This is a genomic window from Micromonospora sp. NPDC048843 (assembly GCF_040649965.1).
GTDB classification, from domain to species: domain Bacteria; phylum Actinomycetota; class Actinomycetes; order Mycobacteriales; family Micromonosporaceae; genus Micromonospora; species Micromonospora hortensis.
Window position 1 is genome coordinate 1 of sequence record NZ_JBEZGJ010000129.1, and the last position, 21864, is coordinate 21864.

Here is a 21864-nt window from a genome sequence, read left to right on the forward strand (position 1 = left end):
TGGGTGGGTGGGGTTGGGGCGTTGTAGCGGGGGTGCGCTGTCGTGGGGTGGGGGTGCGGGCCCGTGGCCGCGGTGGGGGGGTGGGGGGGGGGGGAGGGGAGGACCGTCACGGTGCCGGGGGCGGTGAAACCTCGCTGCGCGTACGCGTCGGTCACGGCGGCGGCTACCGCGTCGGCACTGTCGGCCTCGATCAGCGCGAGCACGCAGCCGCCGAAGCCGCCGCCGGTCATCCGGGCACCCAGCGCGCCGGCCGCCAACGCTGCCTCGACCGCGGTGTCGATCTCCGGCACGGTGATCTCGAAGTCGTCGCGCATCGAGACGTGGGAGGCGGTCAGCAGCGGGCCGATGTCGCGGACCCGGGCGGCGCGGAGCAGCGCCACTGTGTCCAGTACGCGCTGGTCCTCGGTCACCACGTGCCGGACCCGCCGCCGGGTCTCCTCGTCGTCGAGCCGAGCCAACGCGGCGTCGAGCTGGTCGACGCCCACGTCGCGCAGCGCGGCAACGCCGAGCGCGCTGGCCCCGGCCTCGCAGGAGCGACGGCGGGCCGCGTACTCCCCGTCGGCGTGGCGGTGCGGTGCCCGGCTGTCGATGACCAGCACAGCCAGCCCGTCGGCGTCCAGGTCGAAGGGGATGTGCTCGACCGACTCGTCGCGACAGTCCAGGAAGAGGGCGTGCCCGGCGCGGCAACGGATCGCCGCGGACTGGTCCATGATGCCGGTCGGCGCGCCCACGTAGACGTTCTCCGCCCGTTGCGCCAGCCGGGGTTGCAGTTCCGGGGCGAGCTCCAGCTCGCCGAGGTCGAGCAGGGCAGCCAGCACTGCCGACTCCAGTGCGGCCGAGGAGGAGAGCCCGGCACCCAGCGGCACGTCGGAGGCGATCGCCAGCCGGGCGCCCGGCACCGGGTGACCGGCCTCGCGCAGCGCCCAGACCACACCCGCGACGTACGCGCCCCAGCCGGTGACTCGACCCGGCTCGGCGACGTCGTCCGCGCCAAAGGTGATCGCCTCGCCGGAGAGCTCGGACCAGGCCGTCCAGTGCTCCCCGTCCTGTCGGGCGGCCGCGACGACGGTGCGCATCGGCAGGGCGAACGGCAGCACGAAGCCTTCGTTGTAGTCGGTGTGCTCACCGATCAGGTTGACCCGGCCCGGGGCTGCCCAGCGGCCGGCGGCCTCGGCACCGAACTGCGCGGAGAAGCCGGCCGCGGCCCGCTCGGCGACATCACTGCTCGGGTGACTCATGACTGGCCCAGGATGTGCGTGCGGTAGAACGCCCAGGCATCCCCGACCATGTCGTGCAGTGTCGGCTTCTGTGGCACCCAGCCCAGCTCCTCGCGGGCCAGCGCGGAGGATGCGACCAACTCGGCCGGGTCGCCCTCGCGGCGCGGCGCGACCTCGACGGGCATTTGGTGCCCGGTGACCTCGCGGACCACGTCGACGACCTGCCGGTTGGTGAAGCCGTTGCCGTTGCCCAGGTTGTAGATCCGGTGCTGGCCGCCGGTGGCCGCGTCCAGCGCCAGCAGATGCGCGCGGGCCAGGTCGGCGACGTGGATGTAGTCGCGGACGCAGGTGCCGTCGACTGTTGGGTAGTCGTCCCCGAAGAGCTGGAGCTTCTCCCGCCGGCCGGCGGCGACGTCCAGCGCGATCGGGATCAGGTGCGTCTCCGGGTCGTGCCGCTCGCCGAGCGTGATGTCGCCGTCGAGGTGCGCGCCGGCCACGTTGAAGTAGCGCAGCGACACAGCGGCCAGCCCGTGCGCGATCGCCTCGGAGGTGAGTGCCATGTCGACGGCGAGTTTGGTGGCGCCGTACGTGTTGGTGGGGGCCTTTACCGCGTTTTCGGTGATGGGCAGCTCGGTGGGGTTGCCGTAGACGGCGGCGGTGGAGGAGAAGACCATCCGGGGCACCCCGGCGGCCCGGACGGCGTCGATCAGGGCGAGCGTGCCGATGGTGTTGTTCTGCCAGTACAGCTCCGGCTTGACCATCGACTCGCCGGCGGCGATCAGGGCGGCGAAGTGCAGCACCCCGTCGAACCCGGCGTCCGCGGTGATGACCTGGGCGGCGTCGTGGATGGACGCCTCCACGTGGGTGGCGTCCGGGGCGAGGGCCTCGCGGTGGCCGGTGCGCAGGTCGTCCAGGATGACCACCTGGTGACCCGCGTCGAGCAGCATCCGGGTCACCACGCTCCCGATGAAGCCGGCGCCCCCGGTGACGAGCAGTTTCACGTCGTTGCCTCCTGCCTGGCCCGCCCGGGACGTGGCCCTTCGGTGATCACACTAGGGCGGTGGCCGGCGCTCTCGCCGTCGCCACCGTCAACCCCATTCCATCATAATCTCTCATGATTAAACAGAGCCGAACATCTCTCCGCCGCTCCGCGTGATCCCCGGCGTGGTGGGCCCACGGTGTCTACCATCTCTGTCATGCGGGAAGCGGCCCGTACCGGGCTCCGGCGACAGGCGCGGGCACACCCCCGCCGCGACCCTGGCCCGCTCGCGCGGGCCGTCGCCCGGGTGCTGGTCCGCGCCGCGGATGGTGCCACCCGACTCGTCACCGACCTGCTCGGGACCGGTCCGACGGCTGGCCGGGAGCACATCTCCGAGGCCGACCTGCGGGACCTGGTCGCGGCGAACACGGTGCTCGACCCGGACGAGCGGCGGATCATTGACGAGGTCCTGGTGGCCGGCGCCAGTCTGATCCGCGAGGTGATGATGCCGCGCACCGAGGTCGTCTTCCTCCCGGCGCGGCTGACCATCGTCGAAGCCGCCCGACTGGTCCGCGCCGAAACGCACACCCGTTACCCCGTCACCGACGGCACGCACGACGACGTGGTCGGCTTCGTGCATCTCCGTGACGTACTGCTGCGCCCGGACGCCGACCCGTGCGTCACCGTCGGCGAGTTGGCCCGCGAGGTGAAGCGGCTCCCGGGCAGCAAGCGGGTGCTCGCCGCGCTCACCGAGATGCGTCGGGAGGGCCAGCACCTCGCGGTGGTGGTCGACGAGTACGGCGGCACGGCCGGAATCGTCACCCTGGAGGACCTCATCGAGGAGTTGATCGGCGAGATCCACGACGAGTACGACGCCGCCCCGGACCCGGTGCATGCCGGCCTGCCCGCCGTGGTGGACGGCCGCCTCAACCTCGCTGACTTCGCCGAGCGGACCGGGGTGGCACTACCCGCCGGACCGTACGAGACGGTGGGCGGGTTCGTCATGGCCGCGCTGGGCCGGCTCCCGGTGACCGGCGACGAGGTGCCGGTGCCGGGTGAGCCCGCCGCCGACGTCGGCGCGCCCGATCCGGCCGAGCTGCTGGCTGGCTGGCTGCTGCGGGTGCTCACGTTGGACGGCCGCCGGGTGGCCCAACTCGCCGTCTCCGCCGCGCGCACCGAGCAGCGCCGCGAGCAGGGCACCGAGCAGCGCCGCGAGCAGGGCACCGAGCCGGGCCGTGAGCCGAGCACCGGGCGGCGCCGCGAGTCCGCGTCGGCCTCGGCAGGTGGCCCCGAGCCGGCCCGGGAGGCGGTGGCGGAGCAGCACCGCCGGGTCGCGGTCGGGCCGACGCGCCGGGTCGGCGCGGGCGAACCACGCGAGGTCAGCACCCCGGCACCGGCGGGCCGGAGCCGACCCGCCGGCCCGTCATGACGGACCGGGTTGCTTGCTGACAGAATTATCGCCATGTCCGACGTTCCCGCCCGGCCCCGCGTCTTCTCCGGCATCCAGCCGACAGCCGACTCGTTCCACCTCGGCAACTATCTCGGCGCGGTGCGGCACTGGGTGGCGCTACAGGACACCCACGACGCGTTCTACTGCGTGGTGGACCTGCACGCCATCACCGCGGGGCATGATCCGGCGCTGCTGCGCCAGCGGACCCGGGTGGCAGCGGCCCAGCTCTTCGCAGTCGGGCTCGACCCGGAACGCAGCACCCTGTTCGTCCAGTCGCAGGTGCCCGAGCACCCGCAGCTGGCCTGGGTGCTCGGCTGCATCACCGGCTTCGGCGAGGCCAGCCGGATGACCCAGTTCAAGGACAAGTCGCAGAAGCAGGGCAACGAGCGGGCCAGCGTCGGGCTGTTCACCTATCCGGTCCTCCAGGCCGCCGACATCCTGCTCTACCAGGCCAACGCGGTCCCGGTCGGCGAGGATCAGCGCCAGCACCTGGAGCTCTCCCGGGATCTGGCCCAGCGCTTCAACTCGCTGTTCGGCGCGACTTTCACTGTGCCCGCGCCGCACATCGTCAAGGACACTGCCAAGATCACCGACCTGCAGGACCCGACCGCGAAGATGTCGAAGTCGTCGTCCTCGCCGGCCGGCATCATCGACCTGCTCGACGATCCGGCCCGGTCCGCGAAGAAGATCCGTTCGGCGGTGACCGACACCGGCCGGGAGATCGTCTTCGACGCCGAGACCAAGCCGGGTGTGTCCAACCTGTTGACCATCTACTCGGCGCTCAGCGGCCGCGGCATCGACGAGCTGGTGGCCGCGTACGCGGGCCGTGGCTACGGCGATCTGAAGAAGGAGCTGGCCGAGGTGGTGACGGACTTCGTCCGGCCGATCCAGGAGCGCACCCGCGCCTATCTCGACGATCCGGCGCAGTTGGACAAGCTGCTCGCGGCCGGCGCGGAGAAGGCCCGTGCGGTGGCCTCGACGACCCTGCGGTCCGCGTACGAGCGGGTTGGGTTCTTCCCGCCCGTGCGCGGCGAGTAGCTCCGCGGTACAGGTGGACGGCTCGGTGGCCGGAGGGGCGGCGCGAAGCGTGGATCGCAGTGGCGGGATGCCGCCGACCGGCGACACCATCCAGATCGGCATCGCGGTGGACATCCCCGAACCGTGGGGTGCCCTGCTCACCCGGCGGCGGGTCGAGGCCGGTGATCCGCTGGCGGTGCCCGCGCACGTGACGTTGCTCGGACCCACCGAGATCCGGACGGCAAACCTGCCGGCGGTCGAGCGGCACCTGGCTGCCGTCGCCGCCGCGCACCTGCCGTTCACGCTGCACCTGCGGGGCACCGGCACGTTCCGCCCGGTCACCCAGGTGGTGTTCGTCGCGGTGGCCGCCGGGATCAGCGAGTGCGAACTGCTGGCCGCGGCGATCGCCGCGGCACCGGGCCTGCACCGCGAACTCCGGTTCCCGTACCATCCGCACGTCACAGTGGCTCAGGACGTGGCACCGGAGGCCCTGGACAAGGTGTACGAGGATCTGGCCGACTTCTCCGCGATGTTCGAGGTCGACGGGTTCACCCTCTTCTCGCACAGCGGGCAGGCCAGGTGGCAGCCCCGTCGGGACTTCTGCCTCGGCACCTGAAACGCCGGCAACCGAACCGCCAGCAACCGAACCGCCAGCACCTGAAGCACCGGCGACGCGCCGGCCGGCGAGCATCGGGAGCCGGTTGCCACTACAGCGGTGGGAGATCGGCGAGGATGATCGCGTGAACGTGATCGGCCAGATCGAGGCGGGCATCGACCGCTGGGTGAGCGCCGCGCGCCACCGGTCGGGGCTCTTCGATCATGTGTGGCGGGCCGGGGTGCTGTACGGCGAGGTGCTGGCCGGCCGGTTGGCCGCCGCGATCGCCTACTACGGCTTCTTCGCCGTGTTCGCCCTCGCCCTGGTCGCGTTCTCCATCTTCGGCGCGATTCTGGAGGACAACGACGAGGTCAGCGCGGCGGCGGCCGACTTCCTCAAGGAGAATCTGCCGTTCCTGGACGCCGAGCAGATCGCCAACTCCAGCGGCACTGTCGGTGTGGTCGGCCTGGTCATCCTGGTCTTCACCGGGATCGGTTGGGTCGAGGCCATCAGGTCCTCGCAGCGGCTGATGTACCAGCTCAACCAGCAGCCGGGCAATCTCGTGGTGCGGCGGCTCGTCGACCTGGGCGTGATGATCGGCGTCTTCGTGCTACTCGGCCTCTCGGTCGCGGCGGTGGACGCGCTGGAGTCGCTGCTGCGTTTCCTGCTGCGCAGCACCGGGTCGGTGGGTCTGACCACCATCAGCGCGGTGCTCAGCGTGCTGGTCAACACGGTGCTCGCCACCGCGTTGCTGCTGGCCGTGCCCCGGCTGCGGATGAGCCGGTCCCGGCTGCGCCCGGTGGTGGTGCTGGTGGCTGTCGGCATCACGCTGCTGAACACCGTCGGGCGGTACTACGTGGTGCGGACCGAGCGGAACCCGGCGTACACCGTGGTGGCCGGCGCCGTCGGTCTGCTGCTCTACCTCTATCTGCTCAACCAGTTGGTGCTGTTCGGCGCGGCGCTCCTGGCGACCAGCACCAACGGCCGAGTGGTGGACCTGGCGGAAACCCCCGCCCCACCGAAGGATGTCGACGAGGGCATCGACCCCGGAACGCCGGGCGGTGCGGGCTGATGACGGAAGGCGCGCAGGTGCTGATCTCGGTCGACCCGGACTCGTCGGTCCCCCCGTACGAGCAGGTGCGCGTGCAGCTCGCCGAGCTGATCGGCGACGGCCGGTTGCCGGTGGGCAGCCGACTGCCAACAGTGCGGCAGCTCGCCGCCGACCTGCGGTTGGCAGCGAACACTGTGGCCCGCGCCTACCGTGAGTTGGAGACGGCCGGGCTGCTGGAGACCCGGGGGCGCAACGGCACCTTCGTCGCCCCCGGGCGGGACGACGCCGTCGACAGGTTGCAGCGGGCGGCGGCCGGCTACGCGGCGGAGGCGGCCAGGCTCGGTGTGCCACCGGCCACCGCGCTCGCCCTGGTCCGCGCCGCCCTGGACGCGGTCCGCCCCGGCTGACCGGCCGCCGATCGACAGTCGGACGGGCGATAACTGAGCAGAACGGCGTCGTCGCTCGCGTTCGCGGACCATGATGAGCCGGTGGGCGCACTCATGACACTGGACCTGCCGGCGGACTCACCTCTTCTCGGCCTGCCATGGATCATCACTTTCGGTCCGCTCGGTGACCTCGACGAGTGGGAGCCGGTGGTCTGCGGGCCGTACGAGCGACCGCACGCGTTGGCCCTGGCCGAGGCGGTGGTGGCCGAGGAGCAGTTGATGGCAGTGGTGGAGCCGTTGCTGCCGGCGCTGTCCGCCGACGAGATCCGCAGCGAGATCGCCGCCGCCCAGGTCGCCGCCGAGGACGAGGCCCGCCAGGTGGAGGGTGCCGACCTGTACGGGGACTTCGAGGACGTGATCGACGAGGAGTTGGACGCGGCAGCCGACGAGGCCGGGCACGGTGAGCCCGCCGAACCGCCGGACGAGGCCGAGGTACGCGCCGGCTTCACCCGGATCGCGGCGTTGCTCACCGCGAAGTGAGGCGTCAGCGGGTCGGTGCGCGGTCCAGCACGCAGAACTCGTTGCCCTCGGGATCGGCGAGCACAGTGAACTGTTCGGCCCCGGTCTGCCCGACGTCGACCTGCCGCGCGCCGAGGCTCAGCAGCCGCCGTACCTCGGAGCGGGGGTCCGTGTCCGCGACCAGGTCGAGGTGCAGCCGGTTCTTGCCTCGCTTGGCGGTGCCCGAGCCCTGCAACCAGACGGTGGGCGCGGCTGCTGACGGCCTGCCCGGCGGCCAGAGCTTGGCGCTGCCGTCGTCGCCCTTCTCTACCTCGTAGCCGAGCGCCGCGGACCAGAAGGCGACCATCAGGTCCAGGTCCTCGACGTCGAGCGTGCATTGGGCGATCCGTACCACAATGGGTCACCTCCGTAGTGATGGTTCCCGATGCGGTACCCGTGCCATCTGCGGGTCTAACCACCGGCGGCACACGGACACCGGCGCCACGCGGAGCGGACTCCGCGCGGCGCCGGTGGCACCTCACCCCCCACCACAAGGGGCCGGTAGCCCAGTCGCCCGTCGGCGCGGGGCACGACGAACGACCAGGTCGAGAACGAGTTACCCGTTCAGCGCCGTTCCAACCAGACTGCCGCGTCAATTGGCAGCAGTTGGCCGGAGCCCTGTTCGGTGAGCTCGGCGCTGGCGACGAGCGGCTGACCGTACCCGTCGATCACGACCGGCGCGCCGCTGAAGTTGACCACGCAGGTCAGCACTGACGCGCCGGCGGAGCGGGAGAAGGCCAGCACGCCCGGCTCGCTCTCCCGCCAGGTGACCCCGTCGGCGTCGAGGGCGAGCGCGGGATGAACGCGGCGGATCCGCAGCGCGGTCCGGTACAGCTCCAGGGTCGAGCCGGGCACGCCGGTCTGCGCCGTGACGGACAGCGCCTGCCAGAGCGCCGGGGCGGGGAGCCAGCTCAGCTCACTGCCGGCCGGCCCGAAGCCGTACGGGGCCAGCTCGCCGCTCCACGGGATGGGCACCCGGCAGCCGTCGCGGCTCTCGCCGGTGCGCAGGAACGCCGGATCCTGGCGCAGCTCGTCGGGGAGGTCGAGGACCTCCGGCAGGCCCAGTTCCTCGCCCTGGTAGAGGTAGGCGCAGCCGGGCAGGGCGAGCATCAGCAGGCTGGCGGCCCGGGCTCGGCGCAGCCCTTCGACGCCGTCGCCGTACCGGGTGACGTGCCGCTGCTTGTCGTGGTTGGACAGCACCCAGGTGGTCGGCGCCCCGACCACTGTCGCCTCGGCCAACGCGGTGTCGATCACCTTGCGGAACGAGTCGGCCGACCAGGTGGCGTCGAGGAAGTCGAAGCTGAACGCCTGGTGCAACTCGTCCGGACCGATGTAGCGGGCCAGGCGCTGTGGCGTCTCGGCCCACGCCTCGGCGACCGCCATCCGGCCGCCCGGGTAGCTGTCCAGGATGGGCCGCCAGGCTCGGTAGATCTCGTGGACCTCGTCCTGGTCGAAGTACGGCAGCCGGCCCTTGCCGAGCAGTTCGACCTGGCGCTGGCCGGTGGTCGCCGTGCTGAAGCCGACGTCCGGCAGCCCTTCCGCCTTGATCATGCCGTGCGCCACGTCGACGCGGAATCCGTCGACGCCCCGGTCCAGCCAGAACCGCAGCACGTCCTCGAACTCGGCGCGGACCTCCGGGTGACGCCAGTTCAGGTCCGGCTGCGACGTGTCGAACAGGTGCAGGTACCACTGACCGTCAGCGATCCGGGTCCAGGCGGGGCCGCCGAAGATGCTCTCCCAGTCGTTCGGGGGCAACTCGCCGTGCGCGCCCTGACCGTCGGCGAAGAGGTAGCGGGCCCGCTCCGGTGAGCCGGGGCCGGCGGCGAGCGCCGCTGTGAACCAGTGGTGCGCGCTGGAGGTGTGGTTGGGCACCAGGTCGACGATGATCCGCAGGCCGTGGGCGTGCGCGTCGGTGATCATCGCGTCGAAGTCGGCGAGGGTGCCGAACATCGGGTCGACGTCCCGGTAGTCGGCCACGTCGTACCCGCCGTCGATCATCGGCGAGGTGTAGAAGGGTGTCAGCCACAGCGCGTCCACCCCGAGGTCGCGCAGGTACGGCAGGCGCTGCCGGATGCCCTGGAGGTCGCCGGTGCCGTCGCCGTCGCTGTCGGCGAAGCTGCGGACGTACACCTGGTAGACGACAGCGGAGCGCCACCAGTCGTCGTCGGTGGCGTGCGGCGGGGCGGCGGTGCTGATCATCCGAGCAATATGCCGGCCCGCCGCTGCAAGAGTCAAGCAGATCTTGCGTAAGACAAGCGTGCGGAACTCGGCGCGACAGCTGTGGAGCCGCGCACCACCAGCTCCGGGCGGAACAGGTACTCCGAGTGCGGGGCGCCGTGCCCGTTGATCTCGTCCACCAGGGCGCGGACGGCGGCCACCGCCATCGCGGTGACCGGCTGCCGCATGGTGGTCAGCGGCGGATCGGTGAAGGCCATCAGCGGGGAGTCGTCATAGCCGACCACGGAGAGGCCGTTGGGCACGTCGAGGCCGCGTTGGCGGGCAGCCCGGATCGCGCCGAGCGCCATCAGGTCGGAGCCGCAGACCACGCCGGTGACGCCGCGGTCCAACAAGCGGCCGGCCGCCGCCTCACCACCCTCCACTCCGAACAGTGACAGCTCGGCCAGCGGGCCGAGGTCGGCTTCGGCGACGCCGGCCAGCCGGGTCATCGCGGAGCGCCAGCCAGCCACCTTGCGCTGCACCGGGACGAACCGGTCCGGGCCGGTGATCAGGCCGATCCGGCGGTGCCCGAGCGCGACCAGGTGGGCGACGGCCAGTTCGGCTGCCTCCCGGTCGTCGCAGGAGACGAAGGGCGCGCCGATGTCGGGCACGTACCCGTTGATCATCACGACCGGCAACGGCCGGGCGAGCAGCGCCCGGTAGCGGTCGTGGTTGGCGGCCGTGTCGGCGTGCAGACCGGAGACGAAGACGATCCCGGAGACCTGCCGGTCCAGCAGCATCTCCACGTACTCGTCCTCGGTCACGCCGCCGGCGGTCTGGGTGCAGAGCACCGGGGTGAAACCGCTCTGCGCCAGTGTGGACTCGATGACCTGGGCAAAGGCGGGGAAGATCGGGTTGTCCAGCTCAGGCACCACCAGGCCGACCAGCCCGGCGCTGCGCTTACGCAGCCGGGCCGGGCGCTCGTACCCGAGCACGTCGAGGGCGGTGAGGACGGCCTGCCGGGTCTCGGGGGCCACGCCGGGGCGGTCGTTGAGCACCCGCGACACCGTGGCCTCGCTGACTTCGGCCTGCTGGGCGATGTCGGACAGTCGAGCGCGCATGGCGGCACTTTAGCCCACCGGCAAGTTCTTGCGGGGTGCTCTGCAAGCCCTTCCATTACTTGCAACGTCTTGCTAACGTCCCCGCAACATGCGAGAGCAGCGGCGCAACATCCATGCGCCGGTTGGCAAGAACTTCCAGAGGTTTCCACTGGCGGGCCCGCCCTTCCCCCGGCGACCCGCCATGACGACAGGAGCACCGATGCGCATCCGTACCGCGGGTGTGGTCGCCCTCTTCGCCCTGGCGCTCGCCGCCTCAGGCTGCGGTGGCGACAGCGACGAGCCGGCCGCGAAGGACACCCCCAAGGCCGCCGGCGGCAAACTGGTCATCTGGGCGGACGACAAGCGGACCGCCGCCCTCAAGCCGTTCGCCGACAAGTTCGGCCAGGAGAACGGTGTCAGCGTCGAGGTCCAGGCCGTCCCGAACGAGGACCTCCAGAACAACTTCGTGACCGTGTCGAGCCAGGGCGGCGGCCCGGACGTGGTGATCGGCGCGCACGACTGGATCGGCAACCTGGTCCAGAACGGTGCCATCGACCCGGTGCAGCTGTCCGACGAACAAAAGGCCGCCTTCAACGAGACCGCCGTCAAGGCCGTCACGTTCAACGGCCAGCTCTACGGCGTGCCCTACGCCCAGGAGAACCTGGCGCTGATCCGCAACACCGAACTGGCCCCCGAGGCACCGAAGACGATCGAGGACCTGGTCGCCACCGGCAAGCAGCTCAAGGCGCAGAAGAAGGTCACCGAGACGCTCTGCCTCCAGGTCGGCCAGAAGGGCGACGCGTACCACATCTACCCGCTGTACACCTCGGCCGGCGGCTACCTCTTCGGCACCACGGCGAACGGCGACTACGACCCGAAGGACCTGGGCGTGGGCAAGCCGGAGTCGATCGCCGCGTTCAAGAAGATCGCCGCGCTCGGCGAGAAGGGCGAGGGCGTGCTGAAGCGCTCGATCGCCGACACCAACTCGACCGCCACCTTCACCGGCAAGAAGTGCGCCTTCCTGGTCTCCGGACCGTGGGCCACCGCCGACGTCAAGAAGGCCGGCATCAAGTACGACGTCTCCGCCGTTCCCGGCTTCGCCGGCGGCAAGGCGGCTGCGCCGTTCGTGGGCGTCCAGTCCTTCTACGTGGCGGCCAAGGGTAAGAACAAGGCTCTCGCACAGGAGTTCGTCGCCAACTATGTCACCACGCCGGACCTGGCCGTGGCGCTCTACCAGGCCGACCCGCGCCCGCCGGCGCTGACCGCCGCGCTGGAACAGGTCAAGAGCAGCGACCCGGACCTGGCCAAGTTCATCGAGGCCGGCAAGAACGGCCAGGTGCTCCCGGCCATCCCGGCCATGGCAGCGATCTGGGACCCGTTCGGCAAGGCCGAGGCCGCCGTCATCGGCGGCGCCGACCCGACAAGCACTGTGACCGCGGCCGGCAAGACGATCGCCGGTTCGATCAAGTAATGAGCACACCGCTGTCCGGCCCGGGGTCTGCCCAGCAGGCCCCGGGCCGGGGGCCCGTACGCACCGAGCCCCCGCGCACCTCCCGTACCGCGCGCAACCACGCGCCGATCACCGCGGCCGGCCTCGCCGCGAAGGTGATCCTGCTCGGCCTGGTGGCCGGGATCGCGATCTGGGCGGCCTTCCCGCTCGTGGCGGCCGAGAAGTGGGTCGGGCTGGCGGTGCTGGTGCTGACCACCGCCGCACTGTTCTATCTGTACCTGGGCCGCCGGCACGTCCCGGCGAAGTACCTCATCCCCGGCACGCTCTTCCTGATCGCCTTCCAGGTCGTGCCGGTGCTCTACACCGCGAGCACTGCCTTCACCAACTTCGGCGACGGCCACCGCGGCAGCAAGGACGACGCGATCGTCGCGATCCAGAGTTCCTCGGTGAAGCAGGTCCCGGGGTCCACCCAGTACCCGTTGTCGGTCGCCACCAAGGGCGACCCAGCCACCGGCGCCCTGGTCTTCCTGATCACCAAGCCAGGAACCGACACGGTCTCCGTCGGCGACGCCGGGGGCCTGCGCCCGCTCGATCCCGGCGCGGCCACCGTCGGCCCCGGCGGAAAGGTCACCGCGGCCGACGGCTATACAGTGCTGAACTTCGGCCAGGCCAGCGCCCGCAGCAAGGACATCACGGACCTTGTGGTGCCGACCGCCGGAGGCGCGCTGCGCTCGTCCGGCCTGTCCCGGGCGTACGAGGGCAGGGCCGTCCGGGCGTACGACGCCGGCTGCGACTGCGTCACTGACAGCGACAGTGGCAAGACCTGGACCGCGGACGGCGAGGTCGGCGCGTTCGTCGCCGCTGACGGCGAGCGGCTGGCCCAGGGTTGGAAGGTGAACGTCGGGCTGTCCAACTTCACCCGGGTGCTCACCGACGAGCGGATCTCCGGGCCGTTCCTCGGCACGCTGATCTGGAACTTCGCCTTCGCCATCGGCTCCACCGGCGGCACGTTCATCCTCGGCATGGTGATCGCCCTGGCGCTGCACTCGCCCCGAATGCGGGGCACCAACCTCTACCGGATGTTGCTGATCCTGCCGTACGCCATGCCGTCGTTCGCGATGCTGCTGGTCTGGCGGGACATGTTCAACACCGACTTCGGGCTGATCAACAATCTGTTCGGGCTCAGCGTCGACTGGTTCGGGCAGGACTGGTCGGCCCGCGCCGCGGTGATCCTGGTGCAGCTCTGGCTCGGCTACCCGTACATGTTCCTGGTGGCCACCGGCGCGCTTCAGGCCATCCCGCGGGAGTTGACGGAGGCCACCTCGGTCGACGGGGCGTCGCGCTGGCAGTCGTTCCGGGCGGTCACCCTGCCGCTGCTGCTGGTCGCGCTCTCGCCGCTGCTGATCTCGTCGTTCGCGTTCAACTTCAACAACTTCAACGCGATCTACCTGACCACCGAGGGCGCGCCGTTCCCGGCGGACAACCCCAGCAACGGCGCCACCGACCTGCTGATCACCTACACCTACCGGCTGGCGTTCGGCGGGCAGGCCGCACAGTTCGGCTTCGCCGCGGCCATCTCGCTGTTCATCTTCGCCATCGTCGCGGTGGTGTCGGCGGTCAGCTTCCGGCGGACCCGCCAACAGGAGGAGGTGTACGCATGACCATGCTCACCGGCACCGCCGTCACGGGCGGCGCGAACGGCCCGGCGGCGGTCAACAGCGACGCGGGTAAGCGTAGGAAGCGATGGTTCGCCGAGGTCGGCTGGCGGCACCTGGTCGGCCTGCTCGGCGTGCTGTTCAGTCTCTTTCCGCTCGTGTTCGTCGTCTCGGCGGCGCTCAATCCGCTCGGCACCCTGTCGTCCACCGAGTTGGTGCCGACCGGCGGGGTCTCGTTGGAGAACTTCGGGAATCTGTTCGCGCGCACCGAGTTCGCTGACTGGTTTCTGAACTCGCTGCTCATCGCTGGCGGGGCAGCGTTCGCCTCGGTCTTTCTCTCCGCGCTCGCGGCGTACGCCTTCTCCCGGATGCGGTTTCAGGGGCGACGGGTGGGGTTGCTGTCACTGCTGTTGATCCAGATGTTCCCGCAGTTCCTGGCGATCGTCGCGATCTTCCTGATCTTCGGCACGATCACCGACCTGTGGCCGGCCATCGGCTTCAACACCCCGTGGGGTCTGTTGCTGCTCTACCTGGGTGGCGCGCTCGGAGTGAACACCTGGCTGATGAAGGGCTTCTTCGACACCCTGCCCCGGGAGCTGGACGAGTCGGCCACCGTGGACGGCGCCTCACACGCCCAGGTCTTCTTCCGGATCATGCTGCCGTTGGTGGCGCCGATCCTCGCGGTGACCGGGCTGCTCGCCTTCATCAACACCATCAACGAGTTCCTGATGGCGAGCGTCTTCCTCACCGACACGGACGCCAAGACCCTCGCGGTCGGCATGCGGGGCATGTTGCAGGGCGGCGAGCGGAACACCAACTTCGGCATCTTCGCGGCCGGCACCCTGTTGACCGCGATCCCGACGGTGCTGGTCTTCCAGTTTCTCCAGCGCTACATCGTCTCCGGCCTCACCTCCGGCGCCGTGAAGGGGTAGGCCGTCGACAGTGGCCGGGCGGCTGGGACGCGCCGACCGGCCTACCCACTACTACAAACTGTCGTTGATAGGGGAGGATGGGCGGCGTGGAAGCACTCCGACTCATCCTTCTCTACGTCCATCTGATCGGGTTCGCCCTGCTGCTCGGTGGCTCGATCACCCAGTACGCCAGCGGTCGGCTGAGGATCAACCCGGCCATGCTGTGGGGCGCGGTGATCCAGTTGCTGACCGGGCTGGGCCTCTCCGCGCCGCTGCGCGACGGCGACGAGCCGGCACCGGCGAAACTTGTGACGAAGTTGGTGATCGCGCTGCTGATCTTCGTCATGGTCTTCTTCTCCCGGAAGCGGGACGTGGTCAACCGCGGTCATTTCCTCGCGATCGTCGGTCTGACCCTGGTCAACGCGGCGGTCGCGGTCTTTTGGCGGTAACGTCCGAGGAGGAAAACGTCTCCAGAAAACGGACGTTGCGGACGCCACGGCGCTTGCTTACCAGCACGAAGAGTGACTTGCCCCACGCAAGGGTTACACCCGGGTAACAGGCGCTCAACAGTCGTGCACGATTGTCGGCCGGTGGGTGGACGCGGGCGTACGCTCCCGTCCGTAACGTGGGACAGCCGGCGGCACACCCGCAGGTCGGCTGATGGGCTGCCACCGCACAAGGCGCGGTGTGCAATGGGAAGGAGACGTCTTGCGCTCGGTGCGTGGGATGCGGATCGCCTCGATCTTCGCGGTGGGTGGGCTCGCGCTCACCGCCGCCGCTTGTGGCGAGGCGCCCAAGGATGACAACAACGCCGGCAGTGGCGCCAAGAAGTTCAGCGCCTGCATGGTGACCGACGTTGGCGGCATCGACGACAAGTCGTTCAACGCCTCGGCCTGGAAGGGCCTGCAGGAGGCCAAGGCCGCCAACGACAACATCGACATCAAGTACGTCGCGTCGAAGGCCGAGGCCGACTACGAGCCGAACCTGACGCAGTTCGTCAACCAGAAGTGCGACTTCATCCTGGCGGTCGGTGGCCTGATGGGCGACGCCACCTCGAAGATCGCCAAGGCGAACCCGAACCAGCAGTTCGGCATCGTCGACGCGAACCCGGGTGACGCCAACGTCTACCCGATGCAGTTCGACACCGCCCAGGCCGCGTTCCAGGCCGGCTACCTGGCCGCCGGGATGAGCAAGAGCGGCAAGGTCGGCACCTACGGTGCCGTGCCGATCCCGCCGGTGACCATCTTCATGGACGGTTTCGTCGACGGTGTGAAGTACTTCAACACCACCAAGGGCAAGAACGTCCAGGCCCTGGGCTGGAACAAGGAGACCCAGAAGGGTTCCTTCTCCAACGCCTTCGACAAGCAGGACGAGGGCAAGAAGGTCTCCGACGCGCTGGTCGCCCAGGGCGCGGACATCATCATGCCGGTCGCCGGCGGCTCCGGCCTCGGCACCACGGCCGCGGCCAAGGCGTCGGGTGGCAAGTACAGCACCATCTGGGTGGACGTCGACGGCTGCGAGAGCACCCCGGACTGCTCCGCGATCGTGACCACCGTGGTCAAGAACATCCCGGAGGCCGTCAAGGAGGCAGTGGTCAAGGCCGCCGGTGGCGAGAAGCTGCAGGCCAAGCCGGGCTTCGTCGGCACCCTGGCCAACACCGGTGTCTCGATCGCCCCGTACCACGACTTCGACAGCAAGGTTCCGGCCGAGCTGAAGGCCGAGGTCGACAAGATCAAGGCGGACATCGCCGCCGGCACCATCACCGTCACCTCGAAGGCCCAGCCGACCAAGTGACAACCGGCCGGCCGCTCCGGTGAGATCATCGGGAGGCCGGCGGGGGACAGGTACGAACCGATCGGCCGCTCTGGCTCTGCGGATACCCCGCGGGGTCGGAGCGGCCGATCGCGCACCACGGCGGCCGGTCCGTTCCGGCCGGTACGACGGCAGCTAGGCTGCACCATCGCTCGCACTCCAGGAGGTTGCGCTGAGACTCGAACTGCGCGGCATCACCAAGCGGTTCGGTGATCTGGTCGCCAACGATCACATCGACCTGACGGTGGAGCCTGGAGAGATTCACGCCCTCCTCGGCGAGAACGGCGCGGGCAAGTCGACCCTGATGAACGTGCTCTACGGGCTCTACCAGCCCGACGAGGGCGAGATCCTGGTCGACGGCAAGCCGCTGAAGCTGAAGGGCCCGTCCGACGCCATCGGGGCCGGGATCGGCATGGTGCACCAGCACTTCATGCTGGTGCCGGTCTTCACCGTCACCGAAAACATCATGCTCGGCGCCGAGCAGGTCCGGGGCGGCATCGCCGGCTTCCTGGACCGGCGGCGGGCCCGGCGCGAGGTCGCCGAGGTGTCCGAGCGCTACAACCTGCGGGTCGACCCGGACGCGGTGATCGAGGACCTGCCGGTCGGCATCCAGCAACGCGTCGAGATCGTCAAGGCGCTCACCCGCGACGTCGACCTGCTCATCCTGGACGAGCCGACCGCGGTGCTCACCCCGCAGGAGACCGAGGAGTTGCTGACGGTCATGCGGTCGCTCAAGGCGGCCGGCAAGTCGATCGTCTTCATCACTCACAAGCTCGGCGAGGTCAAGGCCATCGCCGACCGGATCACCGTGATCCGACGCGGAAAGACCGTCGGCACCGCCTCGCCGGAGGCCAGCCGGGATGAGCTGGCCGCGTTGATGGTCGGACGCAACGTCCGGCTCACCGTTGACAAGACCCCGGCCACGCCGGGCGAACCGATGCTGGAGGTGTCCGGGCTGGTCGTCGACGACGACCGGCAGATCCGCGCTGTCGACGGCGTCGACCTGACAGTGCGCGCGGGCGAGGTGCTCGGCGTGGCGGGCGTCCAGGGCAACGGTCAGACCGAGCTGATCGAGGCGATCATGGGCCTGCGCCCGGTGCTCGCCGGCACGATCAGCCTGGCCGGCGACCGGATCAACGGCTGGAAGCCCAAGAAGGTGCTCCGGGCGGGCGTCGGTTACGTGCCCGAGGACCGCAGCGTGGACGGCCTGATCAAGGAGTTCAGCGTCGCGGAGAACCTGGTGCTGGACATCTACGACCGGCCGCCGTTCGGTGCCGGGCTCGCGCTGAAGCCGGACGCGATCGCGGCGTCCGCGAAGGAGCGGATCGAGCAGTTCGACGTTCGTACCTCATCGGCCGACGCGGCGGTGGGCACCCTCTCCGGCGGCAACCAGCAGAAGGTGATCGTGGCCCGGGAGCTGTCCCGGCCGCTGAAGCTCCTCATCGCCGCCCAGCCGACCCGTGGCGTCGACGTCGGGTCGATCGAGTTCATCCACAGCCAGGTCATCCGCGAACGAGACATCGGCACCGCCGTTCTGGTGGTTTCCAGCGAACTCGACGAGGTGATCGGGTTGGCCGACCGGATCGCTGTGATGTACCGCGGCCGGATCATCGGCATCGTCGGCCCGGACACCCCGCGTGAGGAGATCGGCCTGCTGATGGCCGGCATCAGCCCGGACGAGGCCCACGACGCCATCGCAGCACCCGCCGCCGACAAGCCCGGTGCGGCGACCGCCGCCGACAAGCCCGGTGCGGCGACCGCCGCCGACAGCGCAGCGGCCGACGGGGGCCCGGCGAGCGACGCAGGCTCCGCGAGCGAGGACGAGTCATGACCAACCCCAACCCGCAGTCGGGCTCCCCGGACAAGGAGCCGGCGAGCGAGGCGCAGGCCGCGCAGAACGCGCTCGGCAACACGGAACGCGCCGAGGTGGCGACCGAGCCGGACCGCTCGGCGGCGAAGCCGGGCCCCGAGCCCGAGCCGAAGCCGAGTCTGGGCCGGTTCTTCCTGGACAACCTCTGGGCGGCCAACACCTTCACTGTGACCCTGCTGTCGTTGGTGCTGGCGATCGTGGTCGGCGCGGTGCTGATGATCATTTCTGATCCCGACGTGCTCTCCACCTACTCGTACATCACCTCGCGTCCGTCCGACGCGATCAACTCCAGCTGGACGCTCGTCAGCGAGGCGTACGCGAACCTGTTCAAGGGCTCGATCTTCGACCCCGAGGCCTTCTCCGGCTGGGTGGACGGGGCCAACGGCTGGCAGGCGGTGCTCGCGCCGATCTCGGAGACGCTGACCTACGCGGCGCCGCTGGTCTTCACCGGCCTGTCGGTGGCGCTGGCCTTCCGGGGCGGCCTGTTCAACATCGGCGCCCAGGGCCAGGCCACCATCGGCGTGATCATGGCGGCGCTGGCCGGCTTCCTGCTGCCGCTGCCGCCCGGCCTGCACCTGCTGGTGGCGGTGCTGGCCGGCGCGCTGGGCGGAGCGATCTGGGGTTTCATCCCCGGCATCCTCAAGGCCCGTGCCGGCGCGCACGAGGTGATCAACACGATCATGCTCAACTACGTCGCCACGTACTTCCTCACCTGGTTGATCGTGCAGAACGGCGTGCAGGACCCGAACCGCACCGACGCGATCAGCAAGGCGGTGGACACCTCCGCCCAACTGCCCCGACTGCTCGGCGACAACCTGCGGGTGCACGCCGGCATCCTGCTCGCCGTGCTGGCCACCTGGGCGGTCGCCTGGCTGCTCAACCGCTCGACGCTCGGTTTCGAGCTGCGCGCGGTCGGCGCCAACCCGGACGCCGCCCGGACCGCTGGCATCAGCGTCACCCGCACGTACATCCTGATCATGGTCTTCGCCGGAATCCTGGCCGGCCTCGGCGGCTCGAACATGGTGCTCGGCTCCACCGCCAGCGCGTTGACCCCGCTGGTGGTAGCGCAGATCGGCTTCGACGGCATCCTGGTGGCGCTGCTCGGGCGGGTGAAGCCCTGGGGGGTGTTGCTGGCCGCGTTGCTGTTCGGGGCGCTGCAAGCCGGTGGTAACCGGATGCAGTCGTACTCCGGGATCTCGCTGGAGCTGGTGACAGTGCTCCAGGCGCTGATCGTCATCTTCATCGCCGCACCGGCCCTGGTGAAGGCGATCTTCCAGCTCCGGGCCGCGCGTGCCGCCCGGTTGCAGACGAGCCTGGCGAAGGGCTGGTAACTCATGTCCACCATGGCTGTCCCCGACATCGCGGTCGCCCCGGTCGACGAGGGCTTCTGGACCCGTAGCCGGAAGGTCGGTCTCACGCTGCTGGCGCTCGGCCTGCTGTCAGCGGTGCTCTTCGGCGCGCTCGCCACCGACCAGCAGGCCCGATTCACTCTCAGCGACGACGCGGCCGGCGCCGCACTGGAGATCAACGGCACCATCGGGGCGATCCTGTTCGGGATCATCACGATCGCTGCCGGAGCGGCGCTGCTCGCCGGGGTGCCGAAGCGGTGGTTCCTTCCCGTGCTCAGCGTCGGGCTCGTCGGTTTCGTGCTGTCGTTCCTCTGCTGGCAGGTCTCCGCCGCGCCGGCCGGGCAGAACTTCATGCCGCTGGTCAACATCATCCGGGGCACGTTCATCCTGGCCCTGCCACTGATCTTCGGCGCGCTCGCCGGGGTGCTCTGCGAACGGTCCGGCGTGGTCAACGTGGCCATCGAGGGCCAACTGCTGATGGGCGCGTTCAGCGGGGCCCTGTTCGGCAGCATCTCCGGCAGCGTGTGGGTGGGCCTGGTCGCCGCCGCTCTCGGTGGCGCGTTCATCTCGCTGCTGCTGGCGGTCTTCGCCATCCGCTACCTGGTCGACCAGGTCGTCATGGGCATCGTGTTGAACCTGCTGGCCGTCGGCGTCACCGGCTTCCTCTACGAGCGGCTGATGCAGACCGACGCCGCGAAGTACAACAGCGCGCCCCGCTTCAGCAACTGGGAGATCCCGCTGCTGAAGGACATTCCGGTGCTCGGGCCGGCGTTGTTCCGCGGCAACATCTTCCTCTACCTCGGGCTGCTCCTGGTGCTGGTGATCCACATCGGGCTGTTCCGCACCCGGTGGGGGCTGCGGACCCGCTCGGTCGGCGAGCACCCGATCGCCGCCGACACGCTCGGCGTCAAGGTGCTGCGGGTGCGCTACCGCAACGTGCTGCTGGCCGGCGTGGTCGCCGGCATCGGCGGCGCGTCCTACACGCTGGCGCTCTACTCGTTCACCAAGAACATGATCGGCGGTAAGGGCTTCATCGCCCTGGCCGCGCTGATCTTCGGCCGGTGGAACCCGACCGGCGCGTTGCTCGCCGCGCTCTTCTTCGGCTTCGCCGACCAGCTCGCCACCTACCTGGGCGCGATCAGCAGCTCGATCCCCAGCCAGTTCCTGGCCATGCTGCCGTATCTGGCGACCATCCTGGCGGTCGCCGGGCTTGTCGGCCGGGTCCGGGCACCGGCCGCCGACGGCAAGCCGTACATCAAGGGCTGACCCGCGCTGGTCGTCGATCATGGAGTTGTGGTGCCACACAGAAGTCGCGAAGTTGCACCTGTCGCCCACCACAACTGCATGATCGACGCGGCCGGCGGGCCGGCGCGAGCAGTGCGCCTCACCGCGGGCCGACGTGCCGTTCGCAGTACCCCGACGGCTTCTGACCTGGGCTACTTCGGCAGGATGATGACATGACCGACATTGACTGGGCGCAGTTGCGCGCCGCCGCCATCGAAGCGATGAGGCACGCGTACGCGCCGTACTCGACGTTCCCGGTCGGCGCGGCCGCGCTGGTCGACGACGGCCGTGTGGTGGTCGGCTGCAACGTGGAGAACGCCGCGTACGGGGTGACGCTCTGCGCCGAGTGCGGGGTCGTGTCCAGCCTGCACGCCACCGGTGGCGGCCGGCTCGTCGCGCTCTCCTGCGTCGACGCGACCGGCGAGCCGTTGATGCCGTGCGGTCGCTGCCGGCAGTTGCTCTGGGAGCACGGCGGGCCGGAGTGCCTTATCGAGAGCAAGACCCGGCCACTGCGGATGGCCGAGCTGCTGCCGCACGCCTTCGGCGTGGAGGACCTGGAGGCCGTCACCGGGGAGACGCCGGTGCCGGTGGTCCCGGAGCGGCTCGCCGCCTGGCGCGGGCGCGGCACCGTCTTCGTGCACCCGGACATGTCCGCTGGTCAGCAGGTCTGGACGGCGTACTGGGAGCGGTCGGCCGGAGACGACGCCGGCGCCGAGACCGGGGTACTGGAGGAGGCGCCGAGCTGGGACGACCCGGCCGAGGTGATCACCTGGGGCCTGGCCCGGACGCCCCGGGTGGTGGTGGTGGACGCCACCGGCACCATCTTCTGGGCCGGTGAGGGCGAGCCGCCGGCGGAGATTCCGGTGCGCTGGGCCGCTGGTTGAGCTTGGGGTTGGTTGAGCTTGGGTTTGGTTGCGGTTGGGGGCCGGGGCCGACCTCCGACGGCGCCCCGGCGGGGGGGGGGGTGAGCCACCCCGGCGCCGGGGCGCGGCCCCCGCCGGCGGGGCCGCCCCCCCGCGCGGC

19 protein-coding genes and 1 pseudogene are annotated in these 21864 nt (G+C 70.2%); 15 read left to right on the top strand and 5 right to left on the bottom strand.

Annotation, left to right across the window (positions count from 1 at the left end; translation table 11 throughout):
* On the bottom strand, positions 1–1238 hold a 1238-nt coding region (gene galK, locus AB0C20_RS25675; RefSeq protein ID WP_357568901.1), incomplete at its 3' end, for a galactokinase.
* Positions 1235–2218 (bottom strand): UDP-glucose 4-epimerase GalE, encoded by a 984-nt coding sequence (gene galE, locus AB0C20_RS25680; RefSeq protein WP_357188501.1) that lies wholly within the window; start codon positions 2216–2218, stop codon positions 1235–1237. The genes galE and galK, both read right to left, overlap by 4 nt.
* 195 nt (positions 2219–2413) lie before the next feature.
* Here galE and AB0C20_RS25685 point away from each other — a divergent pair.
* From AB0C20_RS25685 to AB0C20_RS25710, 6 genes and pseudogenes are all read left to right on the top strand, one after another.
* A pseudogene (locus AB0C20_RS25685) lies at positions 2414–3394 on the top strand (hemolysin family protein); the annotation flags it as partial.
* 264 nt (positions 3395–3658) lie between these two features.
* Positions 3659–4684, top strand: coding sequence for a tryptophan--tRNA ligase (gene trpS, locus AB0C20_RS25690; protein WP_357188499.1), 1026 nt, complete (start codon positions 3659–3661; stop codon positions 4682–4684).
* A 67-nt stretch (positions 4685–4751) separates the two neighbouring features.
* Positions 4752–5279 (top strand): 2'-5' RNA ligase family protein, encoded by a 528-nt coding sequence (locus AB0C20_RS25695; RefSeq protein ID WP_357188523.1) that lies wholly within the window; start codon positions 4752–4754, stop codon positions 5277–5279.
* A gap of 124 nt (positions 5280–5403) precedes the next feature.
* Positions 5404–6330: a YhjD/YihY/BrkB family envelope integrity protein gene (locus AB0C20_RS25700; protein ID WP_357188497.1), complete on the top strand. Its 927-nt coding sequence runs from the start codon at positions 5404–5406 to the stop codon at positions 6328–6330.
* Positions 6330–6716 (top strand): GntR family transcriptional regulator, encoded by a 387-nt coding sequence (locus tag AB0C20_RS25705; protein WP_357188495.1) that lies wholly within the window; start codon positions 6330–6332, stop codon positions 6714–6716. Before AB0C20_RS25700 ends, AB0C20_RS25705 begins: the two co-directional genes overlap by 1 nt.
* An 81-nt stretch (positions 6717–6797) precedes the next feature.
* Positions 6798–7235, top strand: coding sequence for a hypothetical protein (locus tag AB0C20_RS25710; protein ID WP_091394593.1), 438 nt, complete (start codon positions 6798–6800; stop codon positions 7233–7235).
* A gap of 4 nt (positions 7236–7239) precedes the next feature.
* On the opposite strand, the gene AB0C20_RS25715 is transcribed toward AB0C20_RS25710, so the two are convergent.
* From AB0C20_RS25715 to AB0C20_RS25725, 3 genes are all read right to left on the bottom strand, one after another.
* Entirely contained in the window at positions 7240–7611 is a 372-nt protein-coding gene (locus AB0C20_RS25715) for a VOC family protein (RefSeq protein WP_357188521.1), read from the bottom strand.
* Positions 7612–7817: 206 nt separating this feature from the next.
* Complete coding sequence (locus AB0C20_RS25720; protein ID WP_357188492.1) at positions 7818–9452, bottom strand: glycoside hydrolase family 13 protein; 1635 nt, start codon at positions 9450–9452, stop codon at positions 7818–7820.
* A 32-nt stretch (positions 9453–9484) separates the two neighbouring features.
* Positions 9485–10531, bottom strand: a complete 1047-nt coding sequence (locus AB0C20_RS25725) for a LacI family DNA-binding transcriptional regulator (protein WP_357188490.1) — start codon at positions 10529–10531, stop codon at positions 9485–9487.
* A gap of 199 nt (positions 10532–10730) precedes the next feature.
* Between AB0C20_RS25725 and AB0C20_RS25730 the strand changes: the two genes are divergently transcribed.
* From AB0C20_RS25730 to AB0C20_RS25770, 9 genes are all read left to right on the top strand, one after another.
* On the top strand, positions 10731–11981 hold the full coding sequence (locus AB0C20_RS25730; RefSeq protein WP_357188488.1) for a maltose ABC transporter substrate-binding protein: 1251 nt from the start codon (positions 10731–10733) through the stop codon (positions 11979–11981).
* Entirely contained in the window at positions 11981–13621 is a 1641-nt protein-coding gene (locus AB0C20_RS25735; RefSeq protein WP_357188486.1) for an ABC transporter permease subunit, read from the top strand. Before AB0C20_RS25730 ends, AB0C20_RS25735 begins: the two co-directional genes overlap by 1 nt.
* The gene (locus tag AB0C20_RS25740; protein WP_357188484.1) at positions 13618–14547 is read left to right on the top strand and encodes a sugar ABC transporter permease; all 930 of its coding nucleotides are present in this window, start codon (positions 13618–13620) and stop codon (positions 14545–14547) included. Before AB0C20_RS25735 ends, AB0C20_RS25740 begins: the two co-directional genes overlap by 4 nt.
* A gap of 86 nt (positions 14548–14633) precedes the next feature.
* Positions 14634–14975, top strand: a complete 342-nt coding sequence (locus AB0C20_RS25745; RefSeq protein WP_357188482.1) for a hypothetical protein — start codon at positions 14634–14636, stop codon at positions 14973–14975.
* Between the two features lie 277 nt (positions 14976–15252).
* On the top strand, positions 15253–16320 hold the full coding sequence (locus AB0C20_RS25750) for a BMP family ABC transporter substrate-binding protein (protein ID WP_357188519.1): 1068 nt from the start codon (positions 15253–15255) through the stop codon (positions 16318–16320).
* A gap of 250 nt (positions 16321–16570) precedes the next feature.
* The gene (locus tag AB0C20_RS25755) at positions 16571–18169 is read left to right on the top strand and encodes an ABC transporter ATP-binding protein (protein ID WP_357568902.1); all 1599 of its coding nucleotides are present in this window, start codon (positions 16571–16573) and stop codon (positions 18167–18169) included.
* Positions 18166–19539: an ABC transporter permease gene (locus AB0C20_RS25760; protein ID WP_357188480.1), complete on the top strand. Its 1374-nt coding sequence runs from the start codon at positions 18166–18168 to the stop codon at positions 19537–19539. The genes AB0C20_RS25755 and AB0C20_RS25760 overlap by 4 nt, the downstream gene beginning before the upstream one ends.
* A 3-nt stretch (positions 19540–19542) precedes the next feature.
* Positions 19543–20823, top strand: a complete 1281-nt coding sequence (locus tag AB0C20_RS25765) for an ABC transporter permease (protein ID WP_357188478.1) — start codon at positions 19543–19545, stop codon at positions 20821–20823.
* 191 nt (positions 20824–21014) lie between these two features.
* On the top strand, positions 21015–21725 hold the full coding sequence (locus AB0C20_RS25770) for a cytidine deaminase (protein WP_357188476.1): 711 nt from the start codon (positions 21015–21017) through the stop codon (positions 21723–21725).
* Positions 21726–21864: the final 139 nt, after the last annotated feature.

Coding starts and splice junctions, on each gene's coding strand:
- AB0C20_RS25760 (WP_357188480.1), top strand. CDS start 18,166: ATGACCAACCCCAACCCGCAGTCGGGCTCCCCGGACAAGGAGCCGGCG.
- trpS (WP_357188499.1), top strand. CDS start 3,659: ATGTCCGACGTTCCCGCCCGGCCCCGCGTCTTCTCCGGCATCCAGCCG.
- AB0C20_RS25750 (WP_357188519.1), top strand. CDS start 15,253: ATGCGGATCGCCTCGATCTTCGCGGTGGGTGGGCTCGCGCTCACCGCC.
- AB0C20_RS25720 (WP_357188492.1), bottom strand. CDS start 9,452: ATGATCAGCACCGCCGCCCCGCCGCACGCCACCGACGACGACTGGTGG.
- AB0C20_RS25705 (WP_357188495.1), top strand. CDS start 6,330: ATGACGGAAGGCGCGCAGGTGCTGATCTCGGTCGACCCGGACTCGTCG.
- AB0C20_RS25770 (WP_357188476.1), top strand. CDS start 21,015: ATGACCGACATTGACTGGGCGCAGTTGCGCGCCGCCGCCATCGAAGCG.
- AB0C20_RS25735 (WP_357188486.1), top strand. CDS start 11,981: ATGAGCACACCGCTGTCCGGCCCGGGGTCTGCCCAGCAGGCCCCGGGC.
- AB0C20_RS25695 (WP_357188523.1), top strand. CDS start 4,752: ATGCCGCCGACCGGCGACACCATCCAGATCGGCATCGCGGTGGACATC.
- AB0C20_RS25740 (WP_357188484.1), top strand. CDS start 13,618: ATGACCATGCTCACCGGCACCGCCGTCACGGGCGGCGCGAACGGCCCG.
- AB0C20_RS25730 (WP_357188488.1), top strand. CDS start 10,731: ATGCGCATCCGTACCGCGGGTGTGGTCGCCCTCTTCGCCCTGGCGCTC.
- AB0C20_RS25765 (WP_357188478.1), top strand. CDS start 19,543: ATGTCCACCATGGCTGTCCCCGACATCGCGGTCGCCCCGGTCGACGAG.
- AB0C20_RS25725 (WP_357188490.1), bottom strand. CDS start 10,531: ATGCGCGCTCGACTGTCCGACATCGCCCAGCAGGCCGAAGTCAGCGAG.